This window comes from Chromobacterium sp. ASV23 (assembly GCF_016428945.1).
Taxonomy (GTDB): Bacteria; Pseudomonadota; Gammaproteobacteria; order Burkholderiales; family Chromobacteriaceae; genus Chromobacterium; species Chromobacterium sinusclupearum.
The window spans coordinates 1-14,469 of the sequence record NZ_JAELTR010000029.1; the positions used below are offsets into that span (position 1 = coordinate 1).

General features: G+C 56.8%; 12 protein-coding genes. 5 read left to right on the plus strand and 7 right to left on the minus strand.

The window, feature by feature from the left end:
- Window positions 1-538 precede the first annotated feature (538 nt).
- The 4 genes from JHD59_RS12845 to JHD59_RS12860 all read left to right on the plus strand — a co-directional run bounded on the left by JHD59_RS12845 (window position 539) and on the right by JHD59_RS12860 (window position 6,257).
- Window positions 539-775 (plus strand): hypothetical protein, encoded by a 237-nt coding sequence (locus tag JHD59_RS12845; RefSeq protein WP_199154539.1) that lies wholly within the window; start codon window positions 539-541, stop codon window positions 773-775.
- A gap of 134 nt (window positions 776-909) precedes the next feature.
- Window positions 910-2,100, plus strand: coding sequence for a radical SAM protein (locus JHD59_RS12850; RefSeq protein WP_199154540.1), 1,191 nt, complete (start codon window positions 910-912; stop codon window positions 2,098-2,100).
- A gap of 272 nt (window positions 2,101-2,372) precedes the next feature.
- The gene (locus JHD59_RS12855; RefSeq protein ID WP_199154541.1) at window positions 2,373-3,995 is read left to right on the plus strand and encodes a methyl-accepting chemotaxis protein; all 1,623 of its coding nucleotides are present in this window, start codon (window positions 2,373-2,375) and stop codon (window positions 3,993-3,995) included.
- Window positions 3,996-4,280: 285 nt separating this feature from the next.
- On the plus strand, window positions 4,281-6,257 hold the full coding sequence (locus tag JHD59_RS12860; protein WP_199154542.1) for a flagellar assembly protein A: 1,977 nt from the start codon (window positions 4,281-4,283) through the stop codon (window positions 6,255-6,257).
- Between the two features lie 78 nt (window positions 6,258-6,335).
- Here the strand turns inward: JHD59_RS12860 and JHD59_RS12865 are convergent, their stop codons facing one another.
- From JHD59_RS12865 to JHD59_RS12875, 3 genes are all read right to left on the minus strand, one after another.
- Window positions 6,336-6,749, minus strand: coding sequence for a GFA family protein (locus JHD59_RS12865; protein WP_199154543.1), 414 nt, complete (start codon window positions 6,747-6,749; stop codon window positions 6,336-6,338).
- A 195-nt stretch (window positions 6,750-6,944) separates the two neighbouring features.
- Window positions 6,945-8,186, minus strand: coding sequence for an ABC transporter substrate-binding protein (locus JHD59_RS12870; RefSeq protein ID WP_199154544.1), 1,242 nt, complete (start codon window positions 8,184-8,186; stop codon window positions 6,945-6,947).
- 396 nt (window positions 8,187-8,582) lie between these two features.
- Window positions 8,583-8,999: a DUF1484 domain-containing protein gene (locus JHD59_RS12875; protein WP_199153969.1), complete on the minus strand. Its 417-nt coding sequence runs from the start codon at window positions 8,997-8,999 to the stop codon at window positions 8,583-8,585.
- A 270-nt stretch (window positions 9,000-9,269) separates the two neighbouring features.
- Between JHD59_RS12875 and JHD59_RS12880 the strand changes: the two genes are divergently transcribed.
- The gene (locus tag JHD59_RS12880; protein ID WP_046155361.1) at window positions 9,270-9,533 is read left to right on the plus strand and encodes a helix-turn-helix domain-containing protein; all 264 of its coding nucleotides are present in this window, start codon (window positions 9,270-9,272) and stop codon (window positions 9,531-9,533) included.
- A 476-nt stretch (window positions 9,534-10,009) separates the two neighbouring features.
- Here JHD59_RS12880 and JHD59_RS12885 read toward each other — a convergent pair whose 3' ends face one another.
- From JHD59_RS12885 to lysS, 4 genes are all read right to left on the minus strand, one after another.
- Complete coding sequence (locus tag JHD59_RS12885; RefSeq protein WP_199154545.1) at window positions 10,010-10,552, minus strand: DUF3916 domain-containing protein; 543 nt, start codon at window positions 10,550-10,552, stop codon at window positions 10,010-10,012.
- Between the two features lie 364 nt (window positions 10,553-10,916).
- Window positions 10,917-12,020, minus strand: coding sequence for an ImmA/IrrE family metallo-endopeptidase (locus JHD59_RS12890; RefSeq protein WP_199154546.1), 1,104 nt, complete (start codon window positions 12,018-12,020; stop codon window positions 10,917-10,919).
- Window positions 12,021-12,035: 15 nt separating this feature from the next.
- Window positions 12,036-12,743 carry a hypothetical protein gene (locus JHD59_RS12895; RefSeq protein ID WP_199154547.1) on the minus strand — a complete coding sequence of 236 codons (708 nt, stop codon included), beginning with the start codon at window positions 12,741-12,743 and terminating at the stop codon, window positions 12,036-12,038.
- A gap of 174 nt (window positions 12,744-12,917) precedes the next feature.
- Entirely contained in the window at window positions 12,918-14,426 is a 1,509-nt protein-coding gene (gene lysS / locus JHD59_RS12900) for a lysine--tRNA ligase (RefSeq protein WP_199154548.1), read from the minus strand.
- Window positions 14,427-14,469 lie beyond the last annotated feature (43 nt).

The following is a 14,469-nucleotide window of genomic DNA, read 5'->3' on the forward strand; positions in this document are numbered from 1 at the left end:
CTGTTGACGTTTGGTGAGCGGTCGCGCCGGAGCGCATTTCGCGGCGAATCGAGGCGTTTCGCGCGCCGCATAGTCATTCTCTGCCAGCGCGGAACAACGAAGAGTCGGCGCGAAAGGCGCCCGGCCCGGCGGGTTTGGCCGATTTGGGCCGGAGGCTGCGTTGCCCAGCCCTTGCATAGAATGACTATGCGTCGGACTGTGCGCCTTGCCTCCGGCACAAATCGGCTCAAACGCGATCCTCTCACCAAACGTCAACAGCCCCTAGCTTCATCTGAAAGCTAAACCGGCTTCGTGGCTACAGGGGTGCTTGTTCACGACGCGCGAGCATGAGCGGCGCGGCGCTCTGTCATGGTGAGCGGAGACGGGCACTGTTGTCTTTTTAGTATGCCAAAAGCGATCACATTGATTTTTTATGACAAAAGAATCAAAATCGCGCCTGTGTAGAAAGGCAGGATAGGAATGGCCATTGTCGCAGCCGGGCGATGGCGCGCTGCCGATTTCCGCGTATTGAGTCCGGATCACATAGGGAACAGCGGAGATGGCCAAGCAATTTTGCGAGACATGCGGCAAACAAACCGAACATAGAGAGTGGATCCAGCAAAAGCCGTCCAAGTACGGCGCTAGCCGCAAGGAGAAGCTCAAGGCTTTTCTGGATGGTTTCTTTTCCGGTTGGGGCGGCGGCGGCGCGGCAGCCATCGACCTGGTGGACCGCTATGTGATTTGCCAAGTGTGCGGGTGCAAGACGCTGCAGAACTATGGCGATCAGTTTCAGTGAGTTGCCTTGGCATATTGGCTTAGCCAGTAAACGCTGTGGCAGCCTGTCATCTGACGCCGGGACGTTGGCGCAGATCAAAGATGAGCGGTCGGCCCAGGCGCAAGATGCCCGGTTTCACCAACCGGAGCATCGATATGACCGTCTCTTCCCTGCCTGCCACGCCTATCCGTTTTCACGAATCCTGTCCGCCCAAGGCCGGCGCCGAACCGCCCATCGTCGGCGCGCGCGTGGAGCTGCAACTGCTGACCACGCTGAAATGCAATCTGAAATGCACGTATTGCTCGCTGGGCGTGGGCGAGGTGTTGGGCTCGCAAACCGAGCTTGAATACGACATTGAACAACTGGCCGTCTTTGTCGACACCCATCTGGCCGGCAAGGACGTTTACGTTACTTTTTACGGCGGCGAACCCACGCTGAATCTGCCGCTGATGCTAGAGGTGATGCGGCGCTTTCCTGCCTTCCGCTTCCAGCTGCAGACCAACGGCACGCTGCTGGACGATGTGCCCGCCTGGGCTTTGGCGCGGCTGTCCAATGTGCTGGTGTCCATAGACGGTGGCGAGGCCATCACCGACGGCTACCGCGGCCGCGGCATTTACCGCCAGGTGCTGCGCAATCTGGCCAAGGTGCGGCCGCATCTCGGCGGCAGCCTGACCGCCCGCGTCACCTGGGGCAATGCCGACACCACATTTGAAGAGCTGGACCAGCTGCTGGCGGCGGATTCGCCGTTCGATTACCTGTACTGGCAGTTTGTGGCCGACGCCATGTATGGCGGAGACGCCATCGCCAAGCGCAAGGCCGTGCTGGTCCGGCTGATTGAGCGCTTCTTCGCCTGTACGGAGCGTATTTATCCATTGATCCCGCTGATGGGCATTGTCCGCAACAAGCTGTTCCCCGCCCTGGCTCAGGAGCGCTACGCCGGCCGCACCCAATGCCGGGTTTCCACCCATCTGCTCAATGTGATGCCCAGCGGCGAAATCTACCCCTGTCCCGACATGCTGTATTTGCCGCAGATGAAAATGGGCGATGTAAAGGGCAACTGGCTGCGCGCCAGCCCGCTGCAGGCCACCGCCGCCATGCCGTGCCCAGATTGCGAGGCCTATAGCTGGTGCCGCGGCAACTGCATGAAGAACTTGTACCGGGGCTATGAGCAGGGCGACGCCGACTATCGGACCCAGGTCGTGGAGCCGATCTGCGAGCTATTGCGCTTCATCGGCCAGGAGGTGGACCGCCATCAGCCGCAAGCCTGGTTTGAGCGCGCCAGCTTGCCGGTGCGCCGGCAGCTGCGCGATTGCGAAGTCTACGAATACGTTGAAATCATGCCTTGAGTCGCCAGGGCGCGCATCCATTCCGCCAGCCCGAATCGACACACCGCGCTAGCCATCCGCTGGCGCGGTTTGTCATTGGCATGCCGCTGCCGGATATCCAGTGATTTTCAATCTGCCGCAGGGCGATCTCCCTCGGCGCGGCTGTCCGCTCCCTCCTCGTATATTTGCTTAGTACTGGCATTGACAATGCTCTATAAATTGAACGCAAGCTGAAAGTCACAACGCCCCGTCTGGCGATGGCCCGCGGGAGGCATGATTGCGTGGAGAAGGTTATGACCATCATCCGGAAATTGCTGCTGACGATTCTGGTGGCGTTGATTGCTTTGGGCGCGTTGGGCGCGATGGGTGTGTACCAGTTGGGGCAGTCGAAGCAGCGTTTCGACGATGTGGTCAGTAATTTTTCGCCCAGCGTGCGCGATCTGAATGCCGCCACTTATGCCTTCATGGATGTGCGGTCCGCCGTCACCAAGCATGCGGTGTCTAGCGATTTGGCGGCCAAGCAGGCGGTGGAGGCCGAAGCGGATGCGGCGGTGAAAAAAGCACAAGATGCTTTTGCCACCTATGAGAAAAACGACATTTCGGACGACAAGGACCGGCAGTTGCTGACTGCCGATCGCAATAATCTGGCCGCCTATGTAACGGCGATGCATAGCTTCTTCGCCATGAATCGCACGCCCGGCGGCAGCGCGGAAGCGGCAAAAATGATCACCAATGGCCCGATCAAGGACGCCGCCCTCGCCTTGCGCCAAAGCCTGGCCGACCATATCGAATACAATATCAAGCTTTCCTTCGACACCCTGGAAACCAATAACAAGGCTTACCATGGCGTCATGGTGCAGATGGGCTTGTTGATAGCCGTCGTGGTCGCCGTGATGCTGATATTGTCTTGGTCGCTTTACGTCACCATCAGCCGCGGTTTGAACGATATCCAGGGCACGCTGGAGTCGGTGAGCCGCAGCCATGATTTCACGCAGCGGGCGCCGGTGCGCGGCAATGACGAGATCGCCAAAACCTCGCTCGCCTTCAATGCCTTGCTGGAGAATTTGCAAAGCAGCCTGCAGTCCATCCTGGCGGGCGCCAACAATGTGGCCGGCGCCTCGCAAAACCTGTCGCAAACCGCCACCCAGGTATCGTCCGCCGCGGAGGCGCAAAGCGAATCCGCAGCCAATATGGCGGCCACCATCGAGCAGATGACGGTCAGCGTGAATCATGTGGCGGAGCGGGCGGAGGAGTCGCGCAAGCTGGCGCAAAATGCCGGCGAGCTGGCGCAGCAGGGTTCGAACACCATTGCCCAGACGATACAGGACATCCGCGAAATCTCGCGCGCCGTGGCCAGCGCCGGCACCAGCATCCGCGATCTGGAAAACTTCAGCACGCAGGTCAATACCGTGGTGGGCGTGATCAAGGACATTGCCGATCAGACTAATCTGCTGGCGCTGAACGCCGCCATCGAGGCGGCGCGGGCCGGGGAGATGGGGCGCGGCTTTGCCGTGGTGGCGGATGAAGTCAGAAAACTGGCGGAGCGCACCTCGCTGTCCACCCAGGAAATCTCCACCACCATTACCGCCATGCTGGACCGTTCCGCCACCGCCACCGAGCACATGAATACCGCGGAAGAATTGGTCCGCAACGGCGTGGAGCGCGCGGACAATGCCGACAAGGCGATCACCCAGATAGGCCAGGCGACGAACGATACCGTGCACATGGTGGCCGAGATTTCCGGCGCGATCAAAGAGCAGGGCAATGCCACCAACAACATCGCCAAGCGGGTGGAGGATATTGCGCAGATGACCGAGGAGTCGTCCGCCGCCGCGCAGGAGGCGGCCAATAACGCCGTGCGCCTGGATGATTTGGCAAACCAGCAGATTGCCACGCTCAAGCAATACCGTTTGTGAGGGAGATTGATGGAGGGCATCCCGCCGCGGGGTCATGCCCGCATCGCCGGATTCATCCCCCCGGCGCGCGGCATCGACAACGGGGGGCATGAGCTGACAGCCAGACCGACGGGATGGCGGCCTGGCTGTTGACGTATCCGCTAGGGCAAAATCGGCAAACCGCGCGGGAGTTTGCTAGCTTGCTAGTGTGGGACAGTCTAGAAATCCTCCAACATGGTCGCCGCCAGCAGAGTGCCCACGCAAGGCCGCGACGGATACTCGGCGAGAGTCCATACAGAAGCGATCATGCCCAACACCATCGATCCGACGACAACCCAGCCCGTTGAACCTGGCCGGCCCATCGACCACAGCCAGCCTTTGACCTTGCCGCATTTCCTGCAAATACGGTCGGATGGTTTTTTTGTTTTGCCGGATGCGGTGGGTTCGGCTTCTGACTTCCGCCAAGCGATCGATCACCTGTTCAGCGCCGGCTATTATCTGTATGGTTTGGATTACGACCTGCTGTGCCATTATTTATATGACTTTGACCCCGCGCATCCCGCGGTGACGCAACCGCACTATATCGCCCAGTGCGTCCTGCCTTTTCTGGCCGAGCGGCAAGTGCTCTACCGCGGCCTGATCCGGGCCGAAGCCGGCATCGAGTATCTGTTTGAGCAGCTGTATCTGACGCAAACCGTTGAGGTGCCGGTCTATGGCAGGGATGCCTCAGGACAAGCCATTGTGATTGGCCGGCGCGAAGAGATTCAAACCATTGTCACCCAGCTGGAATTTGACGAACTGGTTGCCTTCATGTGGCAGCAGGGCGTGCGCTTTGGCCTGCACCAGGCGGTGATCAAGGACATCCTGGCCCAACACAAGACCGGCCGCTATCTGATTGCCACTGCGCGCGCGCCGGTGCCCGGCGTCGATGCCGGGGTGCAAGAGCAGAGCGCGGAGATCCACCGCGACGATCACCCGCGCAAGCTTGCCGGCGGCCGCGTCGATCTGACGCAATTCCAAAACCGCTATCCGCAGATCAAGGCCCGGACCGTGCTGCTGATGAAAACGCCCTGTCGTCCCGGCCGTCCCGGCCGTACCCTCAGCGGCGGCATCATCCATGTGCCGGAACCGTTTGACTTTGATCTGGGTACCTTGGCCGGCAGCGGGACGGAAGTGCAGATAGACAAAGAGGGCCATGAGCTGATCGTTGCCATCTGCGATGGCTTCCTCAATATCGATAGCGAAACCAACCAGATCTCGATTGTCGACAAAATCATCGGCCGCGAAGGCGTCAGCGTCCGCACGACCGGCGATTTGGCCTTGCAGGGCGACGAATACGAGGAGCATGGCGAGGTGCAGGAACGCCGCATCGTTACCGGCAAGAACCTGACCATGTTCAACAATGTTTACGGCACGGTCCGCTCCACCGGCGGACGCATCCTGCTGAAGCAGAATCTGGTGGGCGGCGGCGCCCACAACGATGCCGGGCCGATCTGCGTGGAGGGACTGGTATCCAATGCCCAGGTGCGCGCCGAGCAGGGCGAGATCACCATCGCGCGCGCGGAAAATGCGATTGTGATTGGCCGGCGCGTGAATATCGTCGAGGCCAAGAGCTGCACCATCCTGGCGGATGAAGTGGACATCCAGCAGGCCAGCGGCTGCGCCATCGCCGCCAAACAGGTCCATATTGGCAAGGCCGGGGCGCGGGCGGATCAGGAAACGGCGATTTGCATGCTGCTACCGGATTTGTCCGGCTTTGGCCGTCGCCTGGAGGCGATACAACAGCAAGAACAGGAAGGGCTGCACAAGCTTGAAACGGTGAAAAAGGCGCTGGCGCTATTGACTCAAGAAGACGAACTCAAGCGTTATTTCGGCGTGGTTGCCCGCGTCAAGAAAGGCGAACTGCAATTATCGCCGGAACAGCAAGCCAGCTTGAAGCGCAAGTCGGAACAGCTGGCGCCAAAAATCAAACAAATCAACCAGCTCAATGCGGGCATGAGGACGATGCAGGACGCCCAATCCTTTGTCCGCGCCCAGGCGGAGGAGCTTGCCAAGGCGCGCGAAGCGGCCGCTGCCGGGATACAGTGCAAACTGGAAGAAATCACTGGCGAAACCGTGGTCCGCGCCTTGACGCTGCCTAGCGGCGCCCCAGCCTTGTCTACCTTGACCGTGGAAGCATTGCGGGCGCGTCTGCGCACGGCCGATAGCCAGACCAAACTCTTGTTTTCCGATCAGAACGGCTGCTTTATCTGGAACTACACCCTTCCCCGTGAAAATGCATAGAACGCGGCGGACGATTCAGGATCGAGCGGAGCTCAGCTACGGATAGCGGAATCCGCTGCGACGTGATGCGAAGACGCTCTAAGCTTGAGCCGCGCCTGGCTTTTTGGGGAGTTCGGGGTTCATGGCGTCCCAAGCCGCCGCGCTTGCCACATGGAAATCCAGCGTTGGCACGTAGCGCGAGGTGTCGTGCAAGGTGCCGGCCTTGATGCCCAGCATGCCGGGAAGACTGCTGAACTTGGCAAACAGTTGGGAGCCGCAATTCGGACAGAAGCCTCTTTTGTGCATATGGCCGCTGTCCGCCGTGGTTTCAAAATATCTAGCCGTGCCGGAGATCCGCACATCTTTTTCGGGGAAAAGCATGGCGGGAATAAAAGCGCTGCCGGAGGTTCTTTGGCAGTCTTTGCAGTGGCAGTTCCCAGAAAATACGGGCTCTACATCGACCGAATAATGGATTTCGCCACAAAGACATTGCTCTGTGTATTTCGAATTCATGCGGTGCTCCGTGTGGATGGAACATGGCCCCGGGCAGCGGCGAGCGAGCTGGCTTGGAAAACCCTTACTGCGTCGGCGTGCCTTGGGTCAAATTCTCGGCGAGGTTCTGTTCGCGGTTGCATGGCATTTAAATTGCCAAGATGGCCGACTGTATCTATTTCAAATCAGGATGGGAAGGTTTTGGTTCGCGGCGGATCAGCGCTTGCCGCTTAGCGGGCCGTAATCGCGATTGCGCTCGGCCTCCAGCTTGCGCTGAGCCTCCGTGGCGCTGAGCTGGCCGTAAGCAAACTCACGCAAGATCGGCATGGCGCGGGCGGCAAATTGGGCATGGCTGTCGCGGTCAAAAAATTGGGAAAACCCGCTGGCGTGATTGAGCAGCGTCCGGCCCTGCCGTAAAAACGGGGCGTTTGCAACGGGCGCGTCCTGCCGGGCTGGCAAAACACCGGTGGCGCTGGCCAGTGCTGCCTGAACCGCTGGCGTGGCAAAAAAGCGCAGGAATTGCTCCGCCTCTTGGCGATGGGCCGCCTTGGCCGTCATCACCAGCACATCGGCGGGCGCTTCTTCATAGGTGCTCTCTGCGGCGGCAATCTTTGGAAAGGCGATCATGCCGATTTCATTGACTTTCCGGCTGGGCAATTGCCCGGTCCAGAAGCTGCCCATCAACATCATGCCGGCGCGCTGGTTATAGAGCATGGGCAGCGACGCGCGCCAATCCAGCGCGGCGCTGTCACTGTCATAGCAATGGTGATCACGGAGTTGTTGCCAGGCGGAGAATACTTGGGCGAGCTGCGGCCGCAGCCAGGACTGCTTGCCTTGCAATAATTGCTGATGAAACTCCAGGCCATTCATCCGCAAATCCAGATAGTCAAACCAGCCGGCCAATGGCCATAAATCCTTGGCGGCAATGGTAATGGGCGCCACGCCCGCGGCTCGCAATCTGTCACAACTGGCCAGCAGCTCGGCAAAGGTTGTGGGCGGCGCAACGCCAGCCTTGGCCAGCGCCAGTTTGTTGTAATAAATGGCCCAAGGGTAATAGCTGAGCGGCACGCCATACGGTTTGCCCTCAACCGTCACCAAGCGCAGCAGGGCCGGCGGCATGTGCTGCTGCCAGTCGTTAACCTGGCCGGGCCTGTCCAGCATGGCCAGCTGGCCTTTTTGCACGGCGTCGGTCAGCGCCACGCCGCCAAACATGAACAGCACATCGGGCGGGGTGGCGCTGCTCAGCATGGCCGGCAGCTCCCGCTTGTACTGCTCATTTTCGACCACGCGCAGCGTGAGCTTGATGGCCGGATGGGCCGCTGAAAATTGCTGGGCGGCGTTGTGGAAGGCGAGATATTGCTGAGGATTGACCGATAACACCACGGCTGTCAGCTCCGCAGCCCATGCCGATTGCCCAAGCAGGCCAGACAGGACGAGGCAGAGGGCAAATAGGCGCATGGGCGTAGCTCACAGATTGCCGGCCGCGTTGACAAGGGCTGGGGCGGCCTGATGGACGGTTTGCTTCACTATAGGCCAGCAGGGCAAGGGGATGCCGCGCAGGGGCGATCCGCCATTGCTGTGGCACCCGCTGTGCGGACGATGATTGAGTGCCGGTGCGCGCTGAAGGGGAAGAGGGCGCGTCGTATTCGTTCCACGGCTTGTGTCCAGCGGCTCCAGCAATTCCTGATCGGCTGGAGGGGAGGCGGACGTCGTAAGCGTAGGGTGCAATACCCGGCTCGCAACGATTGGATGCTGCCATCTTCCAGCCGGGCATTGCACCGCATGTTGGAGTACCAATCAAAAACAGCCTGCCGCTGGGAAGCGGACAGGCTGTTGGCTTTTATGGCACAGGGCTTACAGCACGCGAGTGAGCAGCGTCAGCGACTCGCCCATGCGTTTGTCCAGCGGCTCCAGCAATTCTTTGATGCGGCTGGATGGCAGGCGCACGTCGTCGCCTAGGCAAGCGAGCAAATCGATCACGGATTGCAAACCCAATTGGCCATGGGCGAGGTGGCAGATGGACTCCACCACCGCCTGCTCGATGTCGTGGCACAAATGCGCCACGCGCGCGGCCGGCTCTCTGGCTTTGGCTTGATCCTTGCCGGCCAATTGCTCCTGCAAGGCGGCAAAGGCTTCATGCAGCCGGGTCATGGCCAGCAGGCTGGGAGGATGGGTGGGGACTTGATTGTGCAGCAGCCAACGGCTGCGGGCGGGGTGACGGTTTTTCAGGGAAACAGCAAGGTGCGACGAACTGCGGGTGATGCTAGGCATGGCAAAACCCTCATTTTGATTGGGCGCTGTCGCCGATTGGCTGACGTAGCGCTGGATACGATCTTGACGGAACGATCAAGCTTGGTTGTTGTGAATTACGGTATGGGAATTTTCTGCATAAGCACCTCCATGTGTGGCTGTCAAAGCAGCGCATAGCACATAATGAGTGTCATGAAGATATCAATAACAATCAAAAAGTCACTTATAGTTAGCATTTTGCAAATCATACCGCGTGGCTTGAGCGCTAGCAAGCGCTGATGCTATCGGGGTATGGAAAACACAACGAAACCCTTAACCGCCCGCGCGGTTTTCGCCCGCAACCTGCGGATTGCCAGACGCCTGCACGACGTGTCGCAGGAGGCATTGGCCTTGCAGGCGGGGATGAGCAGAACCTATGTTTCGGAGATCGAACGCGGTGAGCGCAATGTCTCCATCGACAACATGGGCGCACTGGCTGACGCCTTGGGCGTGGCGCTGAGAGACTTGGTTGATCCCGAGATGTTTGGCGGCTTGCTGGACAAGGCGAGCAAGTAGCGGGCGGTTTGCCTGTGATGCGCTTGTTGGAATCCGCTGCGTGGATGATGGTTTGGATCGCCGGGGCTGCCCGGCGGCAGTGAGGGGATATTGGCCTGCTTTATGACCTCACTCGGTATCCCGGCCACCCTAACGCTTGGAAGTCGTATGTTGAATCCGCTGCGCGGATGATGGTTTTGGATTGCCGGGGCTGCCCGGCGGCAGGGAGGGGATATTTGCTTGGCCAAATATCCCCTCCACCCCTAAAGGCCACCCTGCAAGCCTGGCCTGCGGCTTCCCGCCGGTACCCGTCAGGCCCGAGGCGCGGCTGAACTCGTCCCGCGCTAGCGTCGCGGGACTCAAACATGCAGCCGCTTAAGACCTCGGGCCTGCCACCCGGCGGCAGGCTTGAAGGGAGGGGGGCGCGTTGGAAAAGTCCTGTTTCTTTCCAAACCAAGTGATGAAGTTGCGTTGCCAGCATTAGCTGGTGGCTTGTTCTATCGTTTGTTCACTTCGCCAATGTACCAGTATTCAGAAACGTATGGATTTCCATCGTCATCGATATTGGTACGTAGCACACCTAGCTCAAAGAAACTCTCAGGAATGGATAAGTTCCATTCTTTGGCTAGGCTTCTACCTTGGATTATTTCTTTTTCTCCAAGGTAACTTTCTCCTGCCGATATATGTAAGTTGAAGTAATTTTCATCCGAGAAGATGCAAAGCTCACTGATGAACATGTCTGGTAAGGCTATTGTGCACGTAACGCGAAAATCAGTTGCTGTTGATGGTTTCGCAAGGAAAATGTGGTGCGCTGCATTGATAAGGTTTTGAGCACATTGGGCTTGTAATTGCCTTTTGGCTTGCTTTCCTTGGACAAGGCTTTCATGCACGGGTATTTTGTAATTCCAATATTTGTCCTGCTTTTTCAGGCCATCAGGAAAGTATCCATGGAATGATTTTTCCCAATTGGATAGCGCTCGTAAACGCCTTGGAATGCCGCGTAGTTTTTTATTGCTGATAGAGATTTGACGAGTAGTCATGTTTATAACTTGGCTGATTTTATAATGCAATAGGTAGAGCCGAACCGACTTGCCCCTATCCCATTAGCGCAAGCCGACTCCGAAGCCCTTTCCAAGGTTTTAAGCCGCCGCCTGTTTGAGCGGGGCGACGTTAGCGCCCCGCGAGTTCGGCGGCGCCTTGGAAAGGGCTTCGGAGTCGGGGTTTCGCAGCGCTGCTGGGTCGCCTTTTCTTTCGTCCATTTCTTTTGGCGAAGCAAAAGAAATGGACCCGTCAAGCCGGGCGGAACCGGCACCTAAATATTCGTCCGCGGAGCGGACACAAAACCAACCCGTATAGTGCGGTAAACTTTTGGCTTTGCGTGGGCCACCCCGCCCTACGCGCTGTCTATTTTACCACTCTCAGTCCATACTCTTTGTCGATACTCTTTTTTTGTATATTAGAAGTGATGTTGCTAAATTCTGTAATTTCGGTAAGAGATAGACCAAATGTTAGCTTGTCCAGTTCGATGACATGCATGTCCATTTGTTTAGCTATTTCTGCGCGACCAATTCCTTCACTTCTCAAGTTTGAAAATACCTTTTTTAATAGTTGAGAGCTTTCAAAAGGCATCGGGTCAGGTTCGCTAGTTCTATAGCCAAGTTTGGAAATATCTATACATATAGAACGATTCACCCATTCCGAAGTTAGCCCGATTTTGTGCAGTCTGTAGTTTAGCGCTGCAACGGATACACCCCAAAGTTTCTTTAATTTTACCAAAGATGGAACTGTTATGAATTGAGGGGCTGACGCTAAAATACTAGCTCTAGGCATTAGGAATGCAGCCGCAAAGTCATTTGCTTCTTTCTCAGCATCGACACTTTGATTGTTACCATGGCGATGAAGAATTAAATGTCCTAATTCGTGGGCAGCATCAAATCTACTGTGTTCAGCCGTTTTTTGAGTGTTCAGAAATACAAACGGTTGCTCTCCACTCCACATGGAAAAGGCATCAACTTCGACAGCATTAATGTCAAGCGAAAATACTCGTATGCCCTTCATTTCTAAAAGATGAACCATACTTTTAATGCCACGCTCACCTAGTGACCATTCGTTTCTTAACGCCATGGCCGCAGATTCTGGGTCAATTCCTGGTTCAAAATATGGTAGGCTTGGCTTAGGCAATTCAAAGCGATCTTCCATCCACTTGCTGAATAAAAGAGCAATAGAACCAGCTGATAAAGCCATATCTCTTTGGGCAGCTTTCATTTTTTTTAGTGAACGAAAGCTTGCTATGTCTGGTGATAGTATTTCAAGATCATCACCAAAAAAGAAAGAGGGAGGAAAGTTGAGAACAGAGGAAAGTTTAGTCAGGCTTTCCTCTGACGGATTCATCTCGCCATTTTCATAATATTGGACTGTTTTTTCCGCAGAACCAATTAGACTTGCTAGTTGGCGTTTTGTTAAACCACGGCGTTGTCTGGCAACAGTCAAGCGAGAAGGATTAAACATATGATGCTAACTTTACTATGAGGCTTTTCTACGGACAGGGACCTCAAGTGGGACATCAATGTCATCATTGTAGGCATTGATTATGTCTGGATCACCACTTAGATCAATTTCGCCAAGAATGATACGTTGCTTCCAGGCGAGAATTTTTCCTAATCCAATGTCGAAGTGACTTGGAAAGGATAGCTCTGAACGGAGAACAGGTCTTTGTTGATTTGATATATCTAGATGATATAGTAGCACCCACGTTTTTAGGGTGTTTTCTTCTGATTCTTCTTTGTTTTGTAGCGTTTCTGGAAATAATTCCAAATTTAAACTATTTCTTAGCACGGCTTGCTGGGTTTTTATTCCTTTGCTTGTTTTGTTGCTTGGAAATCCAGATGCCCTGCCAGTATCTTCGTCCCCTGTATATACAACCACACCAAAGTCTTCGTTTGGAGAGATGGTGACTGGTAAGTTGTGATGACTCTCATGTTTCCAGCCGGAGGTACACACTTGTAAGCGTAAGGCTTCAATAGTGTATGCCCACTGAGCTTGGCCCGGAAAAGTAATGGGTAGCAAAGGGCTACAATTTAACCTCTGCCTCACCCCCTGATCCAATGCTTGCAAAAGAACATCTTTGGTTAAGCCCGAGAGTTGATTCAGCCTACTTTCCACAAGGGTATCATCTGCGATAACTGAGTCTTCGAGGCCATTATGAGTCGAGCCTTCGTACAAATTGGTCATGTTCGCGTGCCATTTTTTGCTATGAGGTTCTCTTTTTTACCTCATTTTTGAGTAAAAAACAAGAACCTTGGAAGGAGGCCGCAGAGCTGATGACTTTGCTCAATGTGTGCAAAAAAAGCCGCCCACCTTGCTGTGAGCGGCTTTCTCTTTAGCCCAATGTAAGCTTGCTAAAGCTTACTCCGGACGCATATGCGGGAACAAGATCACATCCCGAATAGAAGGCGCATCCGTCAACAACATCACCAAACGGTCGATGCCGATGCCACACCCGCCGGTCGGCGGCAGGCCGTATTCCATCGCGCGGATGTAGTCCGCGTCGTAGTGCATCGCCTCATCATCGCCCGCATCCTTCTGGGCGACTTGCGCCTGGAAGCGCGCAGCCTGGTCTTCCGGATCGTTCAACTCCGAGTAGCCGTTGGCGTGCTCGCGGCCCACGATGAACAGCTCGAAACGCTCGGTCAGGCCCGGCTGAGTGTCGGAGCCGCGCGCCAGCGGGGACACTTCCACCGGGTAGTCGATGATGAAGGTCGGGTTCCACAGCAGGGATTCCGCGCATTCTTCAAACAGCGCCAGCTGCAGGCTGCCCAGGCCAGGGGCCGGGGGCAGCTTGCCGCCCAGGCGCTTGATCTCGCTGGCCACCCAGGCCGCGTCGGACAGCTGGGCGTCGCTGTATTGCGGGTTGTAGTGCTTGATCGCGCCCACGATGGTGAAGCGGTCAAACGGCTTGCCCAGGTCCACTTCCTTGCCTTGGTAGGTGACGGTGGTGGAGCCGCAGGAGACCAGCGCGCACTCGCGGATGATGGTTTCGGTCATGTCCATCATGCGCTGGTAGTCGCTGTACGCTTCGTAGAACTCGATCATGGTGAACTCGGGGTTGTGGCGCGTGCTCATCCCCTCGTTGCGGAAGTTGCGGTTGATCTCGAACACGCGTTCCAGGCCGCCCACCACCAGGCGCTTCAGGTACAGCTCCGGGGCGATGCGCAGGTACAGCGGCATGTCCAGGGCGTTGTGGTGGGTGACAAACGGCTTGGCCGACGCGCCGCCCGGAATCGGGTGCATCATCGGGGTTTCCACTTCCAGGTAGCCTTCGCCCACCATCACGTCGCGCACCTTCTGGATGATCTTGGAGCGCTTGATGAAGGTTTCGCGGCTTTCCTCGCTCATGATCAGGTCGGCGTAGCGCTGGCGGTACTTTTGTTCCTGGTCGGTCATGCCGTGGAATTTTTCCGGCAGCGGACGGATGTTCTTGGACAGCAGGCGCACTTCCGTGGCTTGCACGGTCAGTTCGCCGGTCTTGGTTTTGAACAGCAGGCCCTTGACGGCGATGATGTCGCCCATGTCCCAGCGCTTGAAGTCGGCGTAGACGTCTTCGCCCACGTTGTCGCGGGAGATGAAGGCCTGGATGCGGCCGCTGACGTCCTGCATGGTGGCGAAGCTGGCTTTGCCCATCACACGTTTAAGCATCATGCGGCCGGCGACGGCGACTTCGATTTTTTCGGCTTCCAGCGCTTCGGCTTCTTTGCCGGCGTGGTCGTCCTGCAGCGATTTGGCGAAGTGGCTGCGTTTGAAGTCGTTGGGGTAGGCGATGCCTTTTTCGCGGATCGCCTTCAGTTTCAGGCGGCGTTCCGCCATGATCTGGTTTTCGTCTTGGCTTTGCGCCGGTGCTTGTTCGTGATCAGACATGATGACTCCGTGCCGGGTTGGGGTCCTTCGGCAAAATACACTT

Bases quoted from the DNA above. Each gene is read 5' to 3' on its own strand.
- JHD59_RS12885 (WP_199154545.1), bottom strand. From the start codon at position 10,552: ATGACTACTCGTCAAATCTCTATCAGCAATAAAAAACTACGCGGCATT.
- JHD59_RS12895 (WP_199154547.1), bottom strand. From the start codon at position 12,743: ATGACCAATTTGTACGAAGGCTCGACTCATAATGGCCTCGAAGACTCA.
- JHD59_RS12890 (WP_199154546.1), bottom strand. From the start codon at position 12,020: ATGTTTAATCCTTCTCGCTTGACTGTTGCCAGACAACGCCGTGGTTTA.
- JHD59_RS12845 (WP_199154539.1), top strand. From the start codon at position 539: ATGGCCAAGCAATTTTGCGAGACATGCGGCAAACAAACCGAACATAGA.
- JHD59_RS12860 (WP_199154542.1), top strand. From the start codon at position 4,281: ATGCCCAACACCATCGATCCGACGACAACCCAGCCCGTTGAACCTGGC.
- JHD59_RS12875 (WP_199153969.1), bottom strand. From the start codon at position 8,999: ATGCCTAGCATCACCCGCAGTTCGTCGCACCTTGCTGTTTCCCTGAAA.
- JHD59_RS12850 (WP_199154540.1), top strand. From the start codon at position 910: ATGACCGTCTCTTCCCTGCCTGCCACGCCTATCCGTTTTCACGAATCC.
- JHD59_RS12855 (WP_199154541.1), top strand. From the start codon at position 2,373: ATGACCATCATCCGGAAATTGCTGCTGACGATTCTGGTGGCGTTGATT.
- JHD59_RS12880 (WP_046155361.1), top strand. From the start codon at position 9,270: ATGGAAAACACAACGAAACCCTTAACCGCCCGCGCGGTTTTCGCCCGC.
- lysS (WP_199154548.1), bottom strand. From the start codon at position 14,426: ATGTCTGATCACGAACAAGCACCGGCGCAAAGCCAAGACGAAAACCAG.
- JHD59_RS12865 (WP_199154543.1), bottom strand. From the start codon at position 6,749: ATGAATTCGAAATACACAGAGCAATGTCTTTGTGGCGAAATCCATTAT.
- JHD59_RS12870 (WP_199154544.1), bottom strand. From the start codon at position 8,186: ATGCGCCTATTTGCCCTCTGCCTCGTCCTGTCTGGCCTGCTTGGGCAA.